Raw genomic sequence first — 17,774 nt, forward strand, 5'->3', positions numbered from 1 at the left:
ATGGGGTCGTCCCCGGACTTGTGACGCTCAGGCGGGTCGTCCCGCCTGGCCAGTGAAAAGCGGCCAGAGAATAACCAAGTTGTCGCCGTCAGTCCAGTGTGCCGCCGGCTATTAACCAATCCTGTTCTGTCTGCAGCGCAACAGGCAGACATACTTTCAGCGCCTGAACCACCAGCTCAGGGCTCATGGAGGCTTGTTGTTTGCCCAGCACCTGTGCCGGAGAATAAGGAATATGCAAAAAACCGCCACGCACTTGTGGCTGGTTTTGCAGCAGGTGCATCAGGCCGTAAAACACCTGATTGCAGACAAAAGTGCCTGCGCTGTAGGAAATACTGGCGGCAAAACCGGCCTGATGCAGGTGGCTGAGCATGGCTTTTAACGGCAGCGTACTGAAATAAGCCGCGGGCCCCTGTGCTATGACCGGCTGGTCGATGGGCTGTGCACCGGCATTATCGGCAATCCGTGCATCAATATGATTAATTGCGACCTTTTCAAAACTCAGGTCAGTGCGCCCGCCCGCCTGACCTAAACACAGCACCAGTGCAGGTTTAAACCTGGAGATGTTTTGCTCCAGAGTCTGCAGGCTGTCAGCAAAGGTACAGGGCAGCTGCACAGCTCTGATTTGCACTTCGTCATCCAGCCAGACAGCATCCAGCGCCTGCGCGGCCTGCCAGGACGGATTGATACTCTCGCCGCCGAACGGCTCAAAGCCGGTTAATAAGACTGTCGCCATTTAAAACCACCTTAAAAACAAGTACATCAGCACAATATTCGTCAGCAGCAACCAAGCTGCAGTTGGGGCCTGGGCTTTAATTACCGCATGTTTGTCGTTGAGCTCCAGCAGCGCCACCGGCACTATATTAAAGTTGGCGGCCATTGGGGTCAGCAAGGTGCCGCAGTACCCGCTGAACATGCCAATGGCGGCCATCATCGCCGGGTTAATGTCGTGCTGCTGTACCAATAAAGGAATACCAATACCAGCAGTGATCACCGGAAAGGCCGCAAAGGCATTGCCCATAATGACAGTAAACAGCGCCATGCCCAGGGCATAACAGGCCACTGCGGCCAGCGGATGCTCCAGAGCCAGATAGCGCTGACTCAGTTCCGCAACGGTGCCACCGACACCCGCCTGGGTAAACAACAGACCCAAAGTGGCCAGCAGTTGTGGCAGCAATACCGCCCAGCCCATCGCTTCAATCAGTCTGGATGATTCGGCCAGCGCCTGTTGTGGCTTTTCGCGGCAATAATACAGCGCAAACAACAGTGCAATAAACGCTGCAACTGCGAGTGCAGCCAGTGTCAGATTGGCCGGGGAGAGCAGAGGCTGGTCAAACAAGGTCAGGTGCGATAACACCAGCACTCCAAATACGGTGCCCAGCGGGATGAAGAGCGCCGGCACAAATAATTGATGACCAAGCCGGTTGACGGATGCCAGTTGCTGCTCGTTCGTCAACTGAGTGTAACTACGGCTTTTCACCAGCGACAGCCCGCCAATCAGGCTCATGAACACCACCAACGCGCCAACCAGCGCTTTGGGCAGATGGTCCCCGGCCAGAAAAATCAGGCTATAGCTGCCCCAGAACAACGCGGCGGCGAAGCGCCTGTCCTGAATCGCATACAAAGCCACCACCGCAAACAGCAGGCCGACAATCAGGTACAGCAAGGGCAAATCAATCATTGGCCTGCTCCTGTTGCAGGCGAGCCAGGTAACGGTCAAACCGGACCAGCCTGTAGCCATGAATTAAAAATGCGGCGACCGCAGTGGGGATGCCCCAGAGTGCGATATGCAGCGGGTCGGTTTCAATGCCGGATTCACGCAAAAAAGTGTGCATCAGGATAATGGCACCAAAGGCGACAAAAATATCTTCGCCAAAAAACAGCCCCACATTGTCTGTGGCGGCGGACATTGCCCGGATTTTTGCGCGGATGAGCGGGTGCCTGGCCCCATCCGGGTGGGCGGCTTCTGCCATAGGGGCCACCAGCGGCCGTACCATCTGTGGGTGGCCGCCCAGGCTGGTTAAACCTGCAGCGGCTGAGCTTTCGCGCAGCGCCAGATACACCAACAGTAAGCGACCTGTCGTCGCCACTTTAATCCGGCCAATCAGCCGCTGCGCCTGCAGGCGCAGGCCATGGCGCTCCAGCAGACCTATCACCGCCAGTGGCAACAACAGGATCAGCGGCAAATTTCGGGTGCGTAAAAAAGTATTGCCCAACTGTTCAAGCCAGGACAGCAGCGGTAACCCGGTAGCCAGCGCCGTGGCGAGCGCGGACAGAATCACCACCAGCAGCGGGTGGAATTTCAGTAACAGCCCAAGGGCGAGTAACAAAATGCCACACAGAGGCCAAAGATCCAGTTCGGTCATAAGTTGTTCTTATCGGTGAAAAACTGAAGGGGCAGTGTGCCCTGAGCCTGCCGCCTGCCGCAAGTTATGCTGGCGGCAAAATCAGCGAAAGTCATCGCAAAAAAAGAACAAAATCAGCCTTCTAAGCCGCGTCAAATCTGAGTTTTTATCAAAAGCTCGACGCAGCGAAAAAGCCTCGTTATAATGCCGCGTCCTGTATAACAGGTCTGGATGACGCGTCAACAGAAGGCTCCCGGACCAGCACTAAGATGGCGTCACGAAACGCCTGATTTGATTTTGAGGTAACAAGATGCAAGTTTCTGTGGAAACCACTCAGGGTTTAGAACGCCGTTTAACCATCACAGTCCCGGCTGCGGCAATTAGCGCTGAAGTTGAAAAAGAATTACGTACTATCGCTAAGACCCGCCGTATCGACGGTTTCCGTCCTGGTAAAGCTCCGGTTGCGATGATCAAAAAAATGTTTGGTCTGCCAGTGCTGCAAGATGTGGCGTCACGTCAGATGCAAAACCATTTCTACCAGGCCATTATCCAAAACAAACTGACTCCGGCCGGCGCTCCAACTTTTGCTCCTAAGCAACTGGCTGAAGGCAAAGATTTAGAATTTGTGGCCACCTTCGAAGTGTACCCGGAAGTTCAGCTGAACAACCTGGATAAAGTAGAAGTGAGCAAGCCAGTGGTTGAAATCACAGAGGCCGATCTGAACACCATGATCGACACACTGCGTAAACAACACGCGACTTGGGACAAGACCAAAGCCGCTATCGCCAAAGGTCACCGTGTCAACATGGACTTCACTGGTTCCATTGACGGTGTTGAATTCGAAGGTGGCAAAGCTGCTGGTTTCACGCTGGAAATCGGCCAGGGCCGCATGATCCCAGGTTTTGAAGATGGCATTATCGGTAAGAAAAGCGGTGAAGAGTTCACCATCGACGTGACTTTCCCTGAAGATTACCACGCCGAGAACCTGAAAGGGAAAGCGGCCCAGTTCGCCATCAAAATTAATGGCGTAGAAAAGCAAAAGCTGCCTGAAGTCAATGAAGAATTTGCTGCTCTGTTCGGTCTGGCTGAGCCAACTGTGGATGCACTGCGCGCTGAAGTGAAGAAAAACATGGAACGCGAGCTGAGCAACAACATTAAAGCGAAAGTCAAAGATCAGGTAGTGAAAGGTCTGTTGGCGAACCACGACGTGGACGTGCCACAAGCCCTGATCGACAGCGAAGTTGACGTTCTGCGTCGTCAGGCTCTGCAGCGTTTCGGTAATAACCTGGACGCAAAAAACCTGCCGGAGCTGCCAGCTTCTTTGTTTGCTGAACAAGCCAAAGACCGTGTCAAAGTAGGTCTGTTATTGGGCGAAGTGATCAAAGCCAACAACCTGCAGGTTGATGATGCCCGCGTTCAGGCGCTGATCGAAACTGTGGCTTCTGCCTACGAAGATCCGCAAGAAGTGGTGCAGTACTACAACAGCAACAAAGAGTTGCTGCAAGGTATGCGCAATGTGGCGTTAGAAGAACAGGCCATTGACCTGGTTCTGGAAAAAGCCAAAGTGACAGAACAGAAAGCCAAGTTCGATGAAATCATGAATCCACAGGCGTCAAACTAAGAATTGACATCTGTTGATCTGACAGTTTTAATGGCTCGAGCATTAAAGTTCGGGCCATTTTCTTTTCTGCGGCCCTACAGCATAAGGAAGTACCATGATGGCATTCGAGCCAAAAATGAGTGATATCGTCAGCGCGCTGGTCCCCATTGTTATCGAACAAACTGCCAAAGGCGAACGCTCCTTTGACATTTATTCGCGGTTGCTGAAAGAGCGGGTGATTTTCCTGACCGGTCAGGTGGAAGATCATATGGCCAACCTGATTGTCGCGCAGTTGTTATTTCTGGAATCCGAAAACCCGGAAAAAGATATCTACATTTATATCAACTCACCTGGTGGCTCAGTGACGGCTGGCCTGTCGATTTACGACACCATGCAGTACATCAAACCCAATGTCGCCACCGTTTGTATCGGTCAGGCTTGCAGCATGGGCGCATTCCTGCTATCTGGTGGCACCAAAGGCAAACGCTATGCACTGCCAAACGCCAGAGTGATGATTCACCAGCCACTGGGAGGCTTCCAGGGCCAGGCGACGGATTTTGAGATCCATGCCCGTGAAATTCTGACGGTGAAAGAGAAATTAAACCGGCTGATGGCCGAGCATACCGGCAAGAGTTATGAGCAAATTATCAAGGACACCGAGCGCGATAACTTCTTAAGCGCGCAACAAGCCTTGGAATATGGCCTGGTCGATGCCATATTAACGCAAAGGGATGCGAAGTAATTGAGTTTAGGGGCCGGGCAGCCGTAGTGGTGCAGGCCCCAGTTGAAGAGGAAGTTCCATGTCTGATCACCGCTCTGACGGCGAGAAAAGCAGCAAGCTGTTGTACTGCTCCTTCTGTGGTAAGTCGCAGCACGAAGTGCGCAAACTGATTGCAGGCCCACAGGTGTACATCTGTGATGAATGCGTTGACTTGTGTAACGACATTATCCGCGAAGAAATCAAAGATATTTCGCCTAAGCGTGATGCCAGTAAACTGCCTGTTCCACGTGAGATACGCAACCACCTGGACGATTATGTGATTGGCCAGGAACACGCAAAAAAAGTTCTGGCGGTTGCGGTGTACAACCACTACAAACGCCTGCGTTCTGTGCAGCAAAAAGCCGATGTGGAACTGGGTAAATCCAATATCCTGCTGATTGGCCCGACGGGCAGCGGTAAAACTCTGCTGGCTGAAACTCTGGCCCGTTTGCTGGATGTGCCTTTTACTATGGCCGATGCCACCACCCTCACCGAAGCTGGTTATGTCGGTGAAGATGTGGAAAACATCATCCAGAAGTTGCTGCAAAAATGCGATTATGATGTAGAAAAAGCCCAACGAGGCATTGTGTACATCGACGAAATCGACAAGATCTCCCGCAAGTCAGACAACCCGTCCATTACCCGTGACGTGTCTGGTGAAGGTGTGCAGCAGGCGTTGCTGAAACTGATTGAAGGCACCATTGCCTCGGTGCCGCCGCAAGGGGGCCGCAAGCACCCGCAGCAGGAGTTCTTGCAGGTGGACACCTCAAAAATCCTGTTTATCTGTGGCGGGGCTTTTGCCGGTCTGGATAAAGTGATTGAACAGCGCTGTGCCAAAGGCTCAGGTATAGGTTTTGGTGCCGAAGTGCGGGGCAAAGAATCCAGCCGCAGCCTGACTGAAAGCTTCCGCGATGTGGAGCCGGAAGATTTGGTGAAATATGGCCTGATCCCCGAATTTATCGGCCGTCTGCCTGTGGTTGCCACGCTGACAGAACTGGATATGGACGCTTTAGTACAAATCCTCAGTGAGCCGAAAAATGCGCTGATCAAACAGTTTGGCGCTCTGTTCCAGATGGAAGGGGTGGACCTGGAGTTCCGTGACGACGCACTGAAAGCCATTGCCAATAAAGCCATGGAGCGGAAAACAGGAGCCCGTGGTCTGCGCTCTATCGTCGAAAACGTGTTGCTGGATACCATGTATGAATTGCCATCAATGGAACATGTCAGCAAAGTGGTGATCGACGAAACCGTGATCCGTGGTGAGTCCCAGCCTATTCTCATCTATGAATCAGCTGAGGCGGCTTCGGGCCAGTAATTCCGTGTACGCACTCAACAAAGCCGGTTCTGACCGGCTTTGTCTATTCTGTGCCCAGCCGGTTCAAATTTTTCACTAACTCGTTGAAGTCGCAAATAGTGACCCCATATACTGGGAATCCACCCCTGCAGTAAATAATTCAAGAGAGATTTCATGACAGTAGCAAAGACAGAACGTTTGCATATGCCTGTGCTGGCATTACGGGACGTGGTCGTCTATCCGCATATGGTGATCCCACTGTTTGTTGGCCGGGCTAAGTCAATCAAATGCCTGGATGCGGCGATGGAAAAGGAAAAGCAGATTTTCCTGGTTGCGCAAAAAGATGCCACGTTGGATGACCCGAAAGACGACGATTTGTATCGTGTCGGTACTGTCGCCACTATTCTTCAATTGCTGAAGCTGCCGGATGGAACCGTCAAGGTGCTGGTTGAAGGTGGCAAACGCGCTGAATTGGCGGAGTTTACCGATACCGAAGAAACCTTTGCTGCTTATGTCGATTTGATCCCGACCCCTCAGCTGGACAGCCGTGAGCAGGAAGTGATTTTGCGCTCGGCCATTAATCAGTTTGAAGGGTATATCAAACTGAATAAAAAGATCCCGCCTGAAGTGCTTACTGCGTTATCTGGTATTGATGACGCTGCCCGTCTGGCAGACACCATGGCGGCCCATATGCCGCTGAAAGTCGAGGACAAACAGAAGGTTCTCGAAATTATTGACGTCACAGAACGGTTAGAGTTTCTGATGGCGATGATGGAAAGCGAAATCGACATTCTGCAGGTGGAACGCCGTATTCGCAGCCGCGTGAAAAAACAAATGGAAAAAAGCCAGCGCGAGTACTATCTGAATGAGCAGATGAAAGCCATTCAGAAAGAACTGGGCGAGCTGGAAGACACGCCAGATGAATTTGAAACCCTGAACAACAAAATTGAAGCGGCGCAAATGCCGGCTGATGCAAAGCAAAAAGCCACGGCCGAATTGCAGAAGCTGAAGATGATGTCGCCCATGTCGGCCGAAGCCACAGTGGTCCGCAGTTACATTGACTGGTTGACCAATGTGCCATGGAAAAAACGCAGCAAGGTGAAAAAAGACCTGGCGGGCGCAGAAAAAATTCTGAATTCAGACCATTATGGCCTGGATAAAGTAAAAGAACGTATTCTGGAGTATCTGGCTGTTCAGCAACGAGTCAACAAGCTGAAAGGCCCTATTTTATGTCTGGTTGGCCCACCGGGGGTGGGGAAAACCTCCTTGGGCATGTCAGTGGCCAAAGCCACAGGCCGCAAGTATGTGCGGATGGCGCTGGGCGGTGTACGGGATGAAGCGGAAATCCGTGGTCATCGCCGCACTTATATTGGTTCTATGCCAGGCAAAATTATCCAGAAAATGGCCAAAGTGGGAGTACGGAACCCACTGTTCCTGCTCGATGAAATAGACAAGATGGCTTCCGATTTCCGTGGTGACCCTGCGGCGGCGCTGCTGGAGGTACTGGACCCGGAGCAAAACACGGCGTTTTCAGACCACTACCTGGAAGTGGATTACGATTTGTCTGACGTGATGTTTTTTGCCACCTCCAATAGCCTGAATATACCGGCAGCTTTGCTGGACCGGATGGAAGTGATTCGTCTGGCGGGTTACACCGAAGATGAAAAACTGAACATAGCCAAAGAACATTTGCTGGGCAAACAAATTGAACGCAACGGTCTGAAACCCCATGAAATTGAAGTGGAAGACAGTGCCATTATCGGCATTATCCGTTACTACACCCGGGAAGCCGGGGTGCGGAACCTGGAGCGTGAAATTTCCAAGCTGTGCCGTAAAGCCGTGAAGAATATTCTGCTCGACAGCAGGCTGAAGAAGGTCACCATCAGTCAGAGCAATCTGGAAGAGTACCTGGGCGTACAACGCTTTGATTATGGCAAAGCCGAAGACAGTAACCGCATTGGGCAGGTGACAGGCTTAGCCTGGACTTCAGTGGGCGGTGATTTATTGACCATTGAAGCGGCTGCTGTGGTTGGTAAAGGTAAATTAACCTACACAGGGTCACTCGGCGATGTGATGAAAGAGTCCATTCAGGCGGCGATGACTGTGGTGCGTAGTCGTGCGGAAAAGCTGCGGATCAATGAAGACTTTTATGAGAAACGTGACATTCACGTGCATGTGCCTGAAGGCGCGACGCCGAAAGATGGCCCCAGTGCCGGTATCGCCATGGTCACAGCGCTGGTGTCCAGTCTGACCGGCAACCCGGTGCGGGCGGATGTCGCGATGACGGGTGAAATCACGCTGCGTGGTGAAGTGTTACCTATTGGTGGTCTGAAGGAAAAATTACTGGCGGCCCACCGTGGTGGTATCAAGCGGGTGCTGATCCCACATGACAACGTTCGGGATTTAAAAGATATTCCGGACAATGTGAAAGGCGATCTGGATATCCGTGCCGTGAAATGGATTGATGACGTACTGGAATTGGCGTTGCAGGAGCCACCAACCGGCATGGCTGTAGTCGAAACGGCTGAAACTGCACCAAAAGCCGCGCCAAAAGCGAAAAAAAGCCAAAAAAATCCGGCCTAGGGGCTTTTCAAACGCTTTTTGTGTGTTAAGTTATGGGCAGTTTCGCTGCAGGCCTTGTCTGACAAGGCTTACAGCCTAACAAAAAGTTTTTGTGGGGCGGCGTTTTGTGCTTGCAAGCCTATTTCAGGCTTGATATAACAAGTGCGCACTACACAACAAATTAATTTTTGGTAGTTGTTGAAAATAATAACAATTGAAGGGGATGATATTGTGAACAAGTCTCAACTTATCGACAAAATCGCTGCTGGTGCAGACATTTCTAAAGCGGCAGCTGGTCGTTCACTGGACGCGTTCATCGACGCAGTGACGCAAGCTCTGAAAGAAGGTGACTCAGTAGCCTTAGTTGGTTTCGGCACTTTTGCCGTTCGCGAGCGCGCCGCACGTTCAGGCCGCAACCCACAAACTGGTGCAACTATCCAGATCGCTTCTGCGAAGATCCCTTCGTTCAAGCCTGGTAAAGCATTAAAAGACAGCGTGAACTAATCCAGACCCCGACTGGTCAACCGGTTGGGGAAAGCCGTGGCGCAGATAGCAACAAGCCTGATGCGGTCGCAGCTTTAATGAAAAAGGCGTATCTGCTAAGATGCGCTTTTTTTTTACTACCACATTGTTGGCAAAAGAGACATAGAGAGCATGTTAGAGAAGATCAGAGAAGGTTCTCAGGGGATGATCGCCAAGGTGATTCTTGGTTTTGTGATCCTGACCTTTGCATTAGCCGGGGTTGGCAGCTATCTGGGAAATACCAAAGAGCCAGTGGTTGCTGTAGTAAACGGCGAAGATGTGACCAAAACAGAATTTGATACCGCGCTGCAGAATGAACGCAACCGGATGCAGCAGCAGTTTGGTGAGATGTTCAGCAGTCTGGCCAGCGACCCTAACTATATGAACAGCTTCCGCAGCCAGGTCCTGGAAAAGCTGATCGATGAAAAATTGCAAAAGCAGCTGATGACGGATTTAAACCTGATGGTCAGTGACCAGCAAATCCGCGAAACTATCTTGTCTCTGCCTGAGTTTCAGGTGGATGGCGTGTTTAATAACGACAGATATTTGGCTTTATTGCGCCAGAATGGGTATGAACCAAACCAGTTCCGTGATTACCTGCGCAGCCAGATGTCACGCACTCAGCTGGTCAGCAGCCTGGTGTCCAGTGAATTTGCCACAGAATCTGAGTTAACCCTGTTGGCGAAACTGCAGCAGCAAACCCGCGATGTGCAGTATCTGCAGATCAAAGCGGCCAGCTTTGCCGATAAAGTCGAAGTGACTGAACAAATGCTGCAGGATTATTATCAGGCCAACCTGAACCAGTTTGTCTCGCCTGAAACTGTGGCTGTTGATTATGTGCAGTTAAACAAAGCGGATATCGCTGCTGGTATTGCGGTGTCAGACGCTGACCTGCAAGCCTACTACGATGCCAATTTAAATCGTTATCAGACTGAAGAGCGCCGTCGGGTGTCGCATATACTGCTGGAATCAGCTGAAGACAATGCAGAGGTAAAAGCCAAAGCCGAAGCGCTGGCTGCTCAGCTGGCTCAGGGCGCGGACTTTGCCGAACTGGCCAAAAAAGAATCCAGTGATACCTTCTCGGCAGAAAACGGGGGCGATCTGGACTTTATTGAAGCCGGTGTCATGGACCCTGAGTTTGAGAAAGCGGCTTTTGCGCTGAAGCAAGTAGGTGAAATCAGTCCTGTGGTGAAAACTGAATTCGGTTACCACCTGATTAAGCTGACTGAGGTGCAGGCGTCACAAACCAAAGCTTTCGCAGATGTGAAAGAGCAAATCGCCACTGAGCTGAAAGATCAGAAAGCCGCAGAGAAGTTTATTGAGCTGCAACAGGCTTTAGGTGAAAAGAGCTTCGAAATTGCCGACTCGCTGCAGGAAGCTGCGGAAGCCATTGGCGGTCAAGTAGTCTCTGTACCTGCCTTTACCCAGGGTTCTGCCCCAGCGCCACTGAATGCACCGGCCGTGCTGAGCACTTTGTTCTCTGAAGAATTTATTGCCGGCGGTGTGAACAGTGACGTGCTGGAAGTCTCGGCGGACCAGGTGGTAGTGGTCCGTATCAGCAGCCATCAGCCGGAAAAAACCAAAGGCTTTGATGAAGTCAAAGAGCAGGTACGTACCGCGGTGCTGAGTCAGAAAACCGAAGAAATGGCACAGGCCAAGGCCGCGGAGCTGCTGGCTGCTTTGCAGGGAGGAGCTACGCTGGAAGCAACAGCGCAAGCCAATCAGTTGACGGTGGAGAGCAAAACTGCGGTACCACGTTTTGGCGGCGATCTGGATGCAGATATTCGCACCAAAGCGTTTGAGCTGGCCAAACCGTCAGAACAGGTACCAGTATCTTACGGTTCTTTAAGCACTGCAGCTGGCGATGCGGTGGTACTGGCTGTCAGCAAAGTGACAGAGTCTGAAGCAACCGCAGTTCCGACCAAAGAAGATTTGGAGCAGTATTCTCAGCAAAAGGCGCAGACCAGTTATGCCGCTGTGATTGCCGCCTTAAAAGCCAAAGCAGAAATAGTTCGCAGCCTGGAAGTGGCCAGCAGCGACGAACAGTAAAGCTGTGGTGATAAAGAAAAACCGGCGCTAAAAGCGCCGGTTTTTTTATGTACAGGATGTACGGTATGCCGGTTATGCAGGCGCCATCAGCGGATGTCGAAGCGGCCAGCTGTCTGTGGTTCTACTAACTCATTGCACTGCTGATCAGTTTTTTGCTGTAGTCAAACTGCGGGTTGGCAAAAACAGTGGCGGTATCGCCGTAATCCAGCGCATTGCCCTGATGCAGCACCAGCATTTTATCGGCAATATGCCGTACCAGCCGCAGATGGTTGGTGATCAGCAAATATGCCAGTCCCTGTTGTTTTTGCAGTTCCAGCAGCAAATTGACAATTTGTGCCCGTAACGAGGGATCCATTGCGGTCAGGGCTTCGTCCAGGATCAGCAGTTTAGGGTCCAGAATCAGCGCGCGTGCCAGCGCAACACGTTGCAACTGACCACCAGAAAACATATGAGGGTAGTAGTCGGCATGTTCATCCATCAGGCCGAGCTGCCGTAAGGTCAGCTGAATTTTTGCCTGGTGCTCTTCAGCTGGCAAAGGCGAGCTGAAACGCAGCACATCCTGCAGCATGTGGCCGATTTTTTGATGTGGGTTTAATGAGCGGGCCGGGTCCTGAAAAATGTAGCGGATCACCTGGTTGTAATCTTTAAAATCAGTGATTTTAATGGCTTCACCGTCCAGTAAAATTTCGCCTTGATCCGGGCTTTCAATGCCGATCAGCAACTTGGCCAGCGTGCTTTTGCCTGAGCCGGTTTCGCCCACTATGGCCAGAGTCTGGCCGGCTTCCAGCTCAAAGCTGATGTGGGACAATGCCTGAATTTTTTTCTGACCAAAAAAGCCCTGGGCTTTCTGGTAACTTTTGCTCAGTTGACGGACTTCCAGTAACACCTGCTTCATGGTTTTTTGCCACCCAAAGGAAAATGACAGCTGTAATAATGGTTTTGCAGCCGCTCCAGCATAGGGGTTTTCACACATTCTTTGCGCGCATTGGGACAACGTGGGCCTAAGCGGCAACCAATAGGCAGATGCTGCAGGGTCGGAATACTGCCGGGCAGGGCATAAAGCGGCTGTTTGCTTTGCAGCTCGGGTTGAAACTCAGGCACACTTTTGATCAGGGCATGGGTGTATGGATGCATGGGTTTGGACAGCAACGCTTCGGTTTCACCGGCTTCCACCAACTGACCACAGTACAACACACTCAAGGTATCGGTATTGCGGGCGACACTCTCCAGCTCGTGGCTGATCAATAAAATCGACATGCCTTTGAGCTGGTTAAAGCTGGCCAGCAAACGGAACAGCTGAGCCTGAGTGGTGCTTTCCAGCGCTGTCGTCGGTTCATCGGCAATCAGTAACTTGGGCTTTTTTGCGATGGCCATCGCAATGGATATTTTCTGACATACCCCTTCGGACAGCTGGTAAGGGTAAGACTGGAAAATCGCCTGGTGGTCACGAATGCCCACTTTATGCAGCAAGGCTGCGGCTTTTTTTCGCCGCTCAAAAGGCCGGCCAAACCAACCACTTTCCAGTTCGCAGTCAGGAATGGATTCGGTCAGTTGCTCCAGTATGGGGGAGGTGGGGTCCATGCTGCGGCTGGGTTCCTGGTAGATCATCGCAATATCGCGACCGATAATGCTGCGTTGCTCCGAATAGGGCAGGCGTAACAAATCCTGGCCTCGCCAGCTGAAACGGTCGGCGGTGATGCGCCAGCGTTTGTTCAGCACGCCCACTATGGCTTTGGCGATCAGGCTTTTGCCTGAGCCGGATTCACCAACCAGACCCCGGATTTCGCCTTCCCTTAACGTCAGGTTGACCCGATCAACAGCGCGGATCAAGCCGTCCGCTGTTTCCAGTTCAATGGTCAGGTTCTTAATATCGAGCAGAATCATCAGTTTTCCCGCCGTTTTTTAATGGCTGTGCGCAGGCCGTCACCGACCAGATTGACCGACAACACCGCAGCAAACAACAATAAACCCGGCAAGGCGATGGCCCATGGAGCCAGATATATCAGGTCCAAAGCGTCGGCTATCATGGTACCCCATTCGGCCGTTGGCGCCTGCGCGCCCAAGCCTAAAAACCCCAAGGCGGCAATGTCCAGCATGGCCGTGGATAACGCCATACTGGACATCAGGGTGGCAGGTTCCCAGATATTGGGCAGCACGGCATGGCGCAGCACCTGCCAGTTATTGGCGCCATCCAGCCGGTAAGCGACCACGTAATCCTGTTTCAGTGCGTCCTGAATACTGTTACGGATACCATGGACAAACTGCGGCAATAAGGCCAGTACAATAGCCCAGGTGGTGTTCCATAAACCAGGACCCAGAACTGCGACAATCAGTATCGCCAGCAGCAGGGAAGGGATGGTCAGGGCCAAATCGAGTAAGTGATTAAAAATGCTGGATTTCACCCCTTTGCTCATGCCGGCCATCACCCCCAGCGCCAGCCCAAGCAGCAGCGCCATCAGCACCGCCGCAATAGACAATCCAAAGGTATAAACAGCCCCGGTGATCAGCCTGGACATAATGTCGCGGCCCAAATCGTCGGTACCAAAGGCATAACTGACCTGACCGGCGTCACTCCAGGAGGGGGCCAGTAACAGCAGATCAGGGTTTTGCAGGTAGGGGTCATGGGGGCTCAGCACCGGGGCGAGCAGCACCAGCACCAGGAAAAACACAAAAAGCACCAAACCGAGCATGGCGCTGTGCTGGCGCTGAAACTGCTGCCAGAGCTGGCTGAGCGGACCGCGGTTATGCTCTTCAAAATACAGGCGAAATTTTTTCATATCAGCCTTGACGCGCCAATGGGTTAAACAGGGTATGCAGGATCTCGGTCAGCATATTGGCTACTATCACCAGGGACGACACCACCAGCAAGCCCCCATGGATCGCCGGGTAATTGCGCTGGTAGATGCTGTCAATCAGCCACTGGCCTATGCCAGGCCAGGAAAAAATCACTTCAGTCAGCATAGCGAGGGTGATCAGCGTGCTGAATTGCAGGCCTACCTGGCGGATCACTGGCAGCAGGGCGTTGCGCAGGCCATGGTGATACAGCACCTGGGCGCGGCTCAGACCTTTAGCGCGGGCCGTCTTGATATAACCCTGCTCAAGCACGGTTTGCATCGAATTACGGGTAAAACGGATCATCACGGTGGTTGGGAAAGTGGCAAGCACTATGGTCGGTAGTAACAGGTGGTACAGCGCATCCTGAAACGCGGCCGCTTTGTGTGTTAAATCGGACAGGTAAATATCCAGCAGCATAAACCCTGTCTGGGCTGGTACATCAAACAGCACATGCAGACGACCGGAGGTGGGCAGCCAGCCCAACGACAATGCAAACACCATAATCAGCAGCAAAGCCCACCAGAACACAGGCAGTGAGTAACCAATTAACGTCAGGCCTGAGAACAGTCGTGCCAGCAGCGACTCTGAACGGATGGCACAAAACAAACCCACAGGCACACCAACAAAAAACGACAGCATCAGGGCATAAGCTGCCAGCTCCAGCGTAGCCGGAAATACAGCCAGTAATTCCGGCAACACAGGTTGCTGGCTGGCAAAGGATAAACCCCAGTCACCATCTACAATGCGGCCGACATACGCCAGGTATTGCTCCACTACGGATTTATCAAGCTGATAATGCCGGACCAGTTCCAGTCGTTGCGCTGGGCTGATATCGGTCAGACCGGACAGGGTGCTGAGCCGGTCACCAGGAACCAGATAACTCAGGCTGAACCCCAGAATGGTCAGGGCAACAAAGACAAAACTCAGTAAAAATACCCGGCGCAGAAAATAATGCAGCATTACAAATCCTTCTCCGCTTTGGCCATCGACACTCCACCATAAGGGCTCATCACCACGCCTGAAACCTTGACACTTTGAGCCTGAAAACGCTTGGAGTGGGCAATGCTGAACAGTGGCATCTGCTCGGCCAGATAATGCTGGGCGGCCAGATAAAAACTGCGTCTCTGCTGTGGATCGGCCGTGAGCAGCGCCTGGTTCAGCAGATTGTCAAACTTCGGATCGCACCAGTTGGCCCTGTTACTGCCATTTTGTGCTGCGGCGCAGCTGAGCAATGGCCGGAAAAAATTATCCGGGTCGGCATTGTCAGCTGACCAGCCAATCAGCACAGAGTCATGTTCGTTGTCACTGAGTTTGCGTCTGAAACTGTTCCATTCCAGGGAGACAATACGGGCGCGCACCCCGATGCGGGCGAGATCGGCCTGCATCAGCTCAGCCATCTTCTGGGCATTGGGGTTGTAGAGCCGCTGCACTGGCATGGCCCAGATATCCATTTGGAAGCCTTTGGGATAGCCGGCTTCTGCCAGCAACTGTTTGGCCAGCTCCGGCTGATAAGGCAGTTCTTCGGCGTTATTGTCAAAGGCCCAGGAGGTTGGGGGCAATACAGAGCGGGCCAAATCGGCATGACCAAAATACACCGCCTGCAAAATGGTGTTGCGGTCTATCGCCATCGCCAGCGCTTTACGCACTTTGGCATTATTAAAGGGCGCTTTTTGGGTGTTAAATGCCCAAAAACCGACATTCATACTGATCTGACTTTGCACTTCCACATCCGGCCGTTCCGTGACCAGCTTCAGCTCGGCGTGACGTGGATAAGCTACCACATCACATTCATGGGTCAACAACATGGCCATACGTTTGGCACTGTCGGGCACTAAATCGAACACCAGCTGAGACAGCTGGGCTTTGCCTCCCCAGTACTCCGGGTGACGGTAATAACGCACAAACTGGTCTTTTTTATAGTCCCGAAACATAAAAGGGCCAGTGCCGACCGGCTGGCTGTCGAGCAGCTCTGGCTGGTGTTGCTGCAACAGCTGAGCTGCGTATTCGGCCGAAAGGATGGAGGCAAAATCAGTGGCCAGGTTGGATAAAAACGAGCTGTCGGGCCGGCTCAAATCAAAGCGCACCGTCAATGGGGTTTCGGCAGTGACAGCGGTGACCAGGGAGCGAAGGTCGACGCTCTCGAAATAAGGGTAATCTCCACCGCCAATCGGGTGATAAGGATGATGAGTATCCAGAATGCGCTCAAAGGTAAACACCACATCAGCTGCCTGCAGTGGCCGGCTTGGCGAGAAATACCCCGTGTGGTGAAACTGCACCTGTTGCTTTAGTTCAAACCAATAGGTACGGCCATCCTCGCTGACACGCCAGCGTTCAGCCAACGCAGCCTCCAGTTCCCCACTTTGAGGGTTGATATCCAGCAGCCGGTCATACAATTGCTGGCTGACAATGTCGATGGTGGTGCCTGAGGTCACATGCTGAGGGTTAAAACTCTCGGGTGATCCCTCAGCACAATAGACCAGGCCTTCGGCCAGGGTTTGAGGTAACTGAGGCTGACAGGCACTGAGCAGGCACAGACTGCTTAGCAGCGAGCCATAAAAGACAACGTTCATTGTTGGCTATCCAGCATTTTGTACTTTTTCATATAGCCTCTGAGCTGATGATAGGTCAGGTTCAGCGCTTCAGCAGTTTTCTTCTGATTATACTGGCAGCCAGCCAGCGCCTGCTTGATTAAATCCATCTCAAACTGCTCAGACAACAGCTTAAAATCGGCGCCTTTGCTGGCATCAAAACTGGCAGTTGGAGCTGCGAAAGCCGTTGTATCTGCGATGGTCGTTTCTGCGTTGGCTGCCACAACAGGTGTGGCCGTTTTTGGCGCCCTGTCCAGTGTGCGGACTCGCCGCTGAGGCCGGAACGGGGATTCAAAGGGATCTAACTGGATATGGTGCACCGGCACATAAGGATTGTTGGTGCGGTACACACTGCGTTCCACCACATTCTTCAGTTCCCGCACATTGCCTGGCCAGTCGTAATCCAGCAGGGTGCGTCTGGCTTTCTCGCTGAAACCGCTGAACAGCTCATAACCCAGCTCGCGCGCCATATTGACGGCAAAGTGTTCAGCCAGCACCAGAATATCTTCACGCCGCTCGCGCATCGGTGGCAAGGTGATGACATCAAAGGCCAGCCGGTCCAGCAAGTCAGCACGAAATTCGCCTTGCTCTGCCATTGCAGGCAAGTCTTCATTGGTGGCACAAATCAGCCGCACATCAACCCGGATAGGCCGGCTGCCACCGACCCGCTCGAATTCACCGTATTCAATCACCCGTAGCAGTTTCTCCTGCACCATGGCCGGTGTATTGGCCAACTCATCCAGAAACAGCGTGCCACCATTAGCCCGCTCAAAGCGGCCTTCATGACGTTTAGCCGCGCCGGTAAAAGCTCCTGCTTCATGGCCAAACAATTCACTTTCCAGCAGGTTTTCATTCAGCGCGGCACAGTTTAAGGTCAGGTAACTCTGATCCCAGCGTTGTGACAGGTAATGCAGCCGGGCGGCAATCAGTTCTTTCCCTGTGCCGCGTTCGCCAATAATCAGCACGGGCTTGTGCAAAGGCGCAATTTGGGACACCTGTTCCAATACACTTAAAAAACTGTTGGACTGACCTATTAAGTTGTCTTGCTGAAAACCTCTGCTCATGCCTGCTCACGAAATAGTGAATTTAACTAATAAGTAGTGTATTTCATAACGATGGTATGGCATAGTGCTTTTTCTGAATAAATAAAATTCAATTAAAACAATTGCTTATAATGTTTTTTCGAGTTGGCACCGATCCTGAATAGTATCTTACGAAACCG

The 17,774-nt window shown here is 52.3% G+C and carries 15 protein-coding genes; 6 read left to right on the plus strand and 9 right to left on the minus strand.

The features are described from left to right. Positions 1-88: 88 nt before the first annotated feature. From pcp to WKJ04_RS10525, 3 genes are read right to left on the minus strand one after another with little or no spacing between them, the layout of a single operon-like run. Complete coding sequence (gene pcp, locus WKJ04_RS10515) at positions 89-733, minus strand: pyroglutamyl-peptidase I (RefSeq protein WP_337880387.1); 645 nt, start codon at positions 731-733, stop codon at positions 89-91. After that, positions 734-1,678 (minus strand): DUF979 domain-containing protein, encoded by a 945-nt coding sequence (locus WKJ04_RS10520; RefSeq protein WP_337880388.1) that lies wholly within the window; start codon positions 1,676-1,678, stop codon positions 734-736. After that, positions 1,671-2,363, minus strand: coding sequence for a DUF969 domain-containing protein (locus WKJ04_RS10525; RefSeq protein WP_337880389.1), 693 nt, complete (start codon positions 2,361-2,363; stop codon positions 1,671-1,673). Before WKJ04_RS10525 ends, WKJ04_RS10520 begins: the two co-directional genes overlap by 8 nt. Positions 2,364-2,652: 289 nt before the next feature. Between WKJ04_RS10525 and tig the strand changes: the two genes are divergently transcribed. The 6 genes from tig (at position 2,653) to WKJ04_RS10555 (ending at position 11,129) form a co-directional block, all read left to right on the plus strand. Beyond that, a complete protein-coding gene (gene tig, locus WKJ04_RS10530; RefSeq protein ID WP_337880390.1) occupies positions 2,653-3,963 on the plus strand; it encodes a trigger factor in 1,311 nt (436 codons plus the stop codon). Between the two features lie 115 nt (positions 3,964-4,078). Continuing rightward, positions 4,079-4,684 (plus strand): ATP-dependent Clp endopeptidase proteolytic subunit ClpP, encoded by a 606-nt coding sequence (clpP, locus tag WKJ04_RS10535; protein ID WP_337840894.1) that lies wholly within the window; start codon positions 4,079-4,081, stop codon positions 4,682-4,684. Positions 4,685-4,742: 58 nt separating this feature from the next. After that, positions 4,743-6,017, plus strand: a complete 1,275-nt coding sequence (gene clpX / locus WKJ04_RS10540; RefSeq protein WP_337880391.1) for an ATP-dependent protease ATP-binding subunit ClpX — start codon at positions 4,743-4,745, stop codon at positions 6,015-6,017. A 153-nt stretch (positions 6,018-6,170) separates the two neighbouring features. Further along, on the plus strand, positions 6,171-8,579 hold the full coding sequence (gene lon, locus WKJ04_RS10545; protein WP_337880392.1) for an endopeptidase La: 2,409 nt from the start codon (positions 6,171-6,173) through the stop codon (positions 8,577-8,579). Between the two features lie 210 nt (positions 8,580-8,789). Beyond that, the gene (gene hupB, locus WKJ04_RS10550; protein WP_337840433.1) at positions 8,790-9,062 is read left to right on the plus strand and encodes a nucleoid-associated protein HU-beta; all 273 of its coding nucleotides are present in this window, start codon (positions 8,790-8,792) and stop codon (positions 9,060-9,062) included. 150 nt (positions 9,063-9,212) lie between these two features. Beyond that, positions 9,213-11,129 (plus strand): SurA N-terminal domain-containing protein, encoded by a 1,917-nt coding sequence (locus WKJ04_RS10555; protein WP_337880393.1) that lies wholly within the window; start codon positions 9,213-9,215, stop codon positions 11,127-11,129. A 124-nt stretch (positions 11,130-11,253) separates the two neighbouring features. Here the strand turns inward: WKJ04_RS10555 and WKJ04_RS10560 are convergent, their stop codons facing one another. The 6 genes from WKJ04_RS10560 to pspF are packed head-to-tail and all read right to left on the minus strand — an operon-like array spanning position 11,254 to position 17,616. After that, a complete protein-coding gene (locus WKJ04_RS10560) occupies positions 11,254-12,024 on the minus strand; it encodes an ATP-binding cassette domain-containing protein (RefSeq protein ID WP_337880394.1) in 771 nt (256 codons plus the stop codon). Continuing rightward, on the minus strand, positions 12,021-13,013 hold the full coding sequence (locus tag WKJ04_RS10565) for an oligopeptide/dipeptide ABC transporter ATP-binding protein (RefSeq protein WP_337840430.1): 993 nt from the start codon (positions 13,011-13,013) through the stop codon (positions 12,021-12,023). Before WKJ04_RS10565 ends, WKJ04_RS10560 begins: the two co-directional genes overlap by 4 nt. Further along, positions 13,013-13,906 (minus strand): ABC transporter permease subunit, encoded by an 894-nt coding sequence (locus tag WKJ04_RS10570; protein ID WP_337880395.1) that lies wholly within the window; start codon positions 13,904-13,906, stop codon positions 13,013-13,015. The genes WKJ04_RS10565 and WKJ04_RS10570 overlap by 1 nt, the downstream gene beginning before the upstream one ends. 1 nt (position 13,907) lies before the next feature. Continuing rightward, positions 13,908-14,924 (minus strand): ABC transporter permease, encoded by a 1,017-nt coding sequence (locus tag WKJ04_RS10575; RefSeq protein ID WP_337880396.1) that lies wholly within the window; start codon positions 14,922-14,924, stop codon positions 13,908-13,910. Beyond that, positions 14,924-16,534, minus strand: a complete 1,611-nt coding sequence (gene sapA, locus WKJ04_RS10580) for an ABC transporter substrate-binding protein SapA (protein WP_337880397.1) — start codon at positions 16,532-16,534, stop codon at positions 14,924-14,926. Before sapA ends, WKJ04_RS10575 begins: the two co-directional genes overlap by 1 nt. Beyond that, positions 16,531-17,616 carry a phage shock protein operon transcriptional activator gene (pspF, locus tag WKJ04_RS10585; protein ID WP_337880398.1) on the minus strand — a complete coding sequence of 362 codons (1,086 nt, stop codon included), beginning with the start codon at positions 17,614-17,616 and terminating at the stop codon, positions 16,531-16,533. Before pspF ends, sapA begins: the two co-directional genes overlap by 4 nt. Between the last annotated feature and the right edge of the window lie 158 nt (positions 17,617-17,774).

Source organism: Rheinheimera sp., assembly GCF_037442345.1.
In the GTDB taxonomy this organism is placed as follows: Bacteria; Pseudomonadota; Gammaproteobacteria; order Enterobacterales; family Alteromonadaceae; genus Pararheinheimera.

Excerpts from the sequence above, each read along its gene's own strand:
- clpP (WP_337840894.1), top strand. The coding sequence starts at position 4,079 with ATGAGTGATATCGTCAGCGCGCTGGTCCCCATTGTTATCGAACAAACT.
- WKJ04_RS10565 (WP_337840430.1), bottom strand. The coding sequence starts at position 13,013 with ATGATTCTGCTCGATATTAAGAACCTGACCATTGAACTGGAAACAGCG.
- WKJ04_RS10570 (WP_337880395.1), bottom strand. The coding sequence starts at position 13,906 with ATGAAAAAATTTCGCCTGTATTTTGAAGAGCATAACCGCGGTCCGCTC.
- WKJ04_RS10525 (WP_337880389.1), bottom strand. The coding sequence starts at position 2,363 with ATGACCGAACTGGATCTTTGGCCTCTGTGTGGCATTTTGTTACTCGCC.
- pspF (WP_337880398.1), bottom strand. The coding sequence starts at position 17,616 with ATGAGCAGAGGTTTTCAGCAAGACAACTTAATAGGTCAGTCCAACAGT.
- WKJ04_RS10520 (WP_337880388.1), bottom strand. The coding sequence starts at position 1,678 with ATGATTGATTTGCCCTTGCTGTACCTGATTGTCGGCCTGCTGTTTGCG.
- lon (WP_337880392.1), top strand. The coding sequence starts at position 6,171 with ATGACAGTAGCAAAGACAGAACGTTTGCATATGCCTGTGCTGGCATTA.
- WKJ04_RS10555 (WP_337880393.1), top strand. The coding sequence starts at position 9,213 with ATGTTAGAGAAGATCAGAGAAGGTTCTCAGGGGATGATCGCCAAGGTG.
- sapA (WP_337880397.1), bottom strand. The coding sequence starts at position 16,534 with ATGAACGTTGTCTTTTATGGCTCGCTGCTAAGCAGTCTGTGCCTGCTC.
- WKJ04_RS10560 (WP_337880394.1), bottom strand. The coding sequence starts at position 12,024 with ATGAAGCAGGTGTTACTGGAAGTCCGTCAACTGAGCAAAAGTTACCAG.
- WKJ04_RS10575 (WP_337880396.1), bottom strand. The coding sequence starts at position 14,924 with ATGCTGCATTATTTTCTGCGCCGGGTATTTTTACTGAGTTTTGTCTTT.
- clpX (WP_337880391.1), top strand. The coding sequence starts at position 4,743 with ATGTCTGATCACCGCTCTGACGGCGAGAAAAGCAGCAAGCTGTTGTAC.
- pcp (WP_337880387.1), bottom strand. The coding sequence starts at position 733 with ATGGCGACAGTCTTATTAACCGGCTTTGAGCCGTTCGGCGGCGAGAGT.
- tig (WP_337880390.1), top strand. The coding sequence starts at position 2,653 with ATGCAAGTTTCTGTGGAAACCACTCAGGGTTTAGAACGCCGTTTAACC.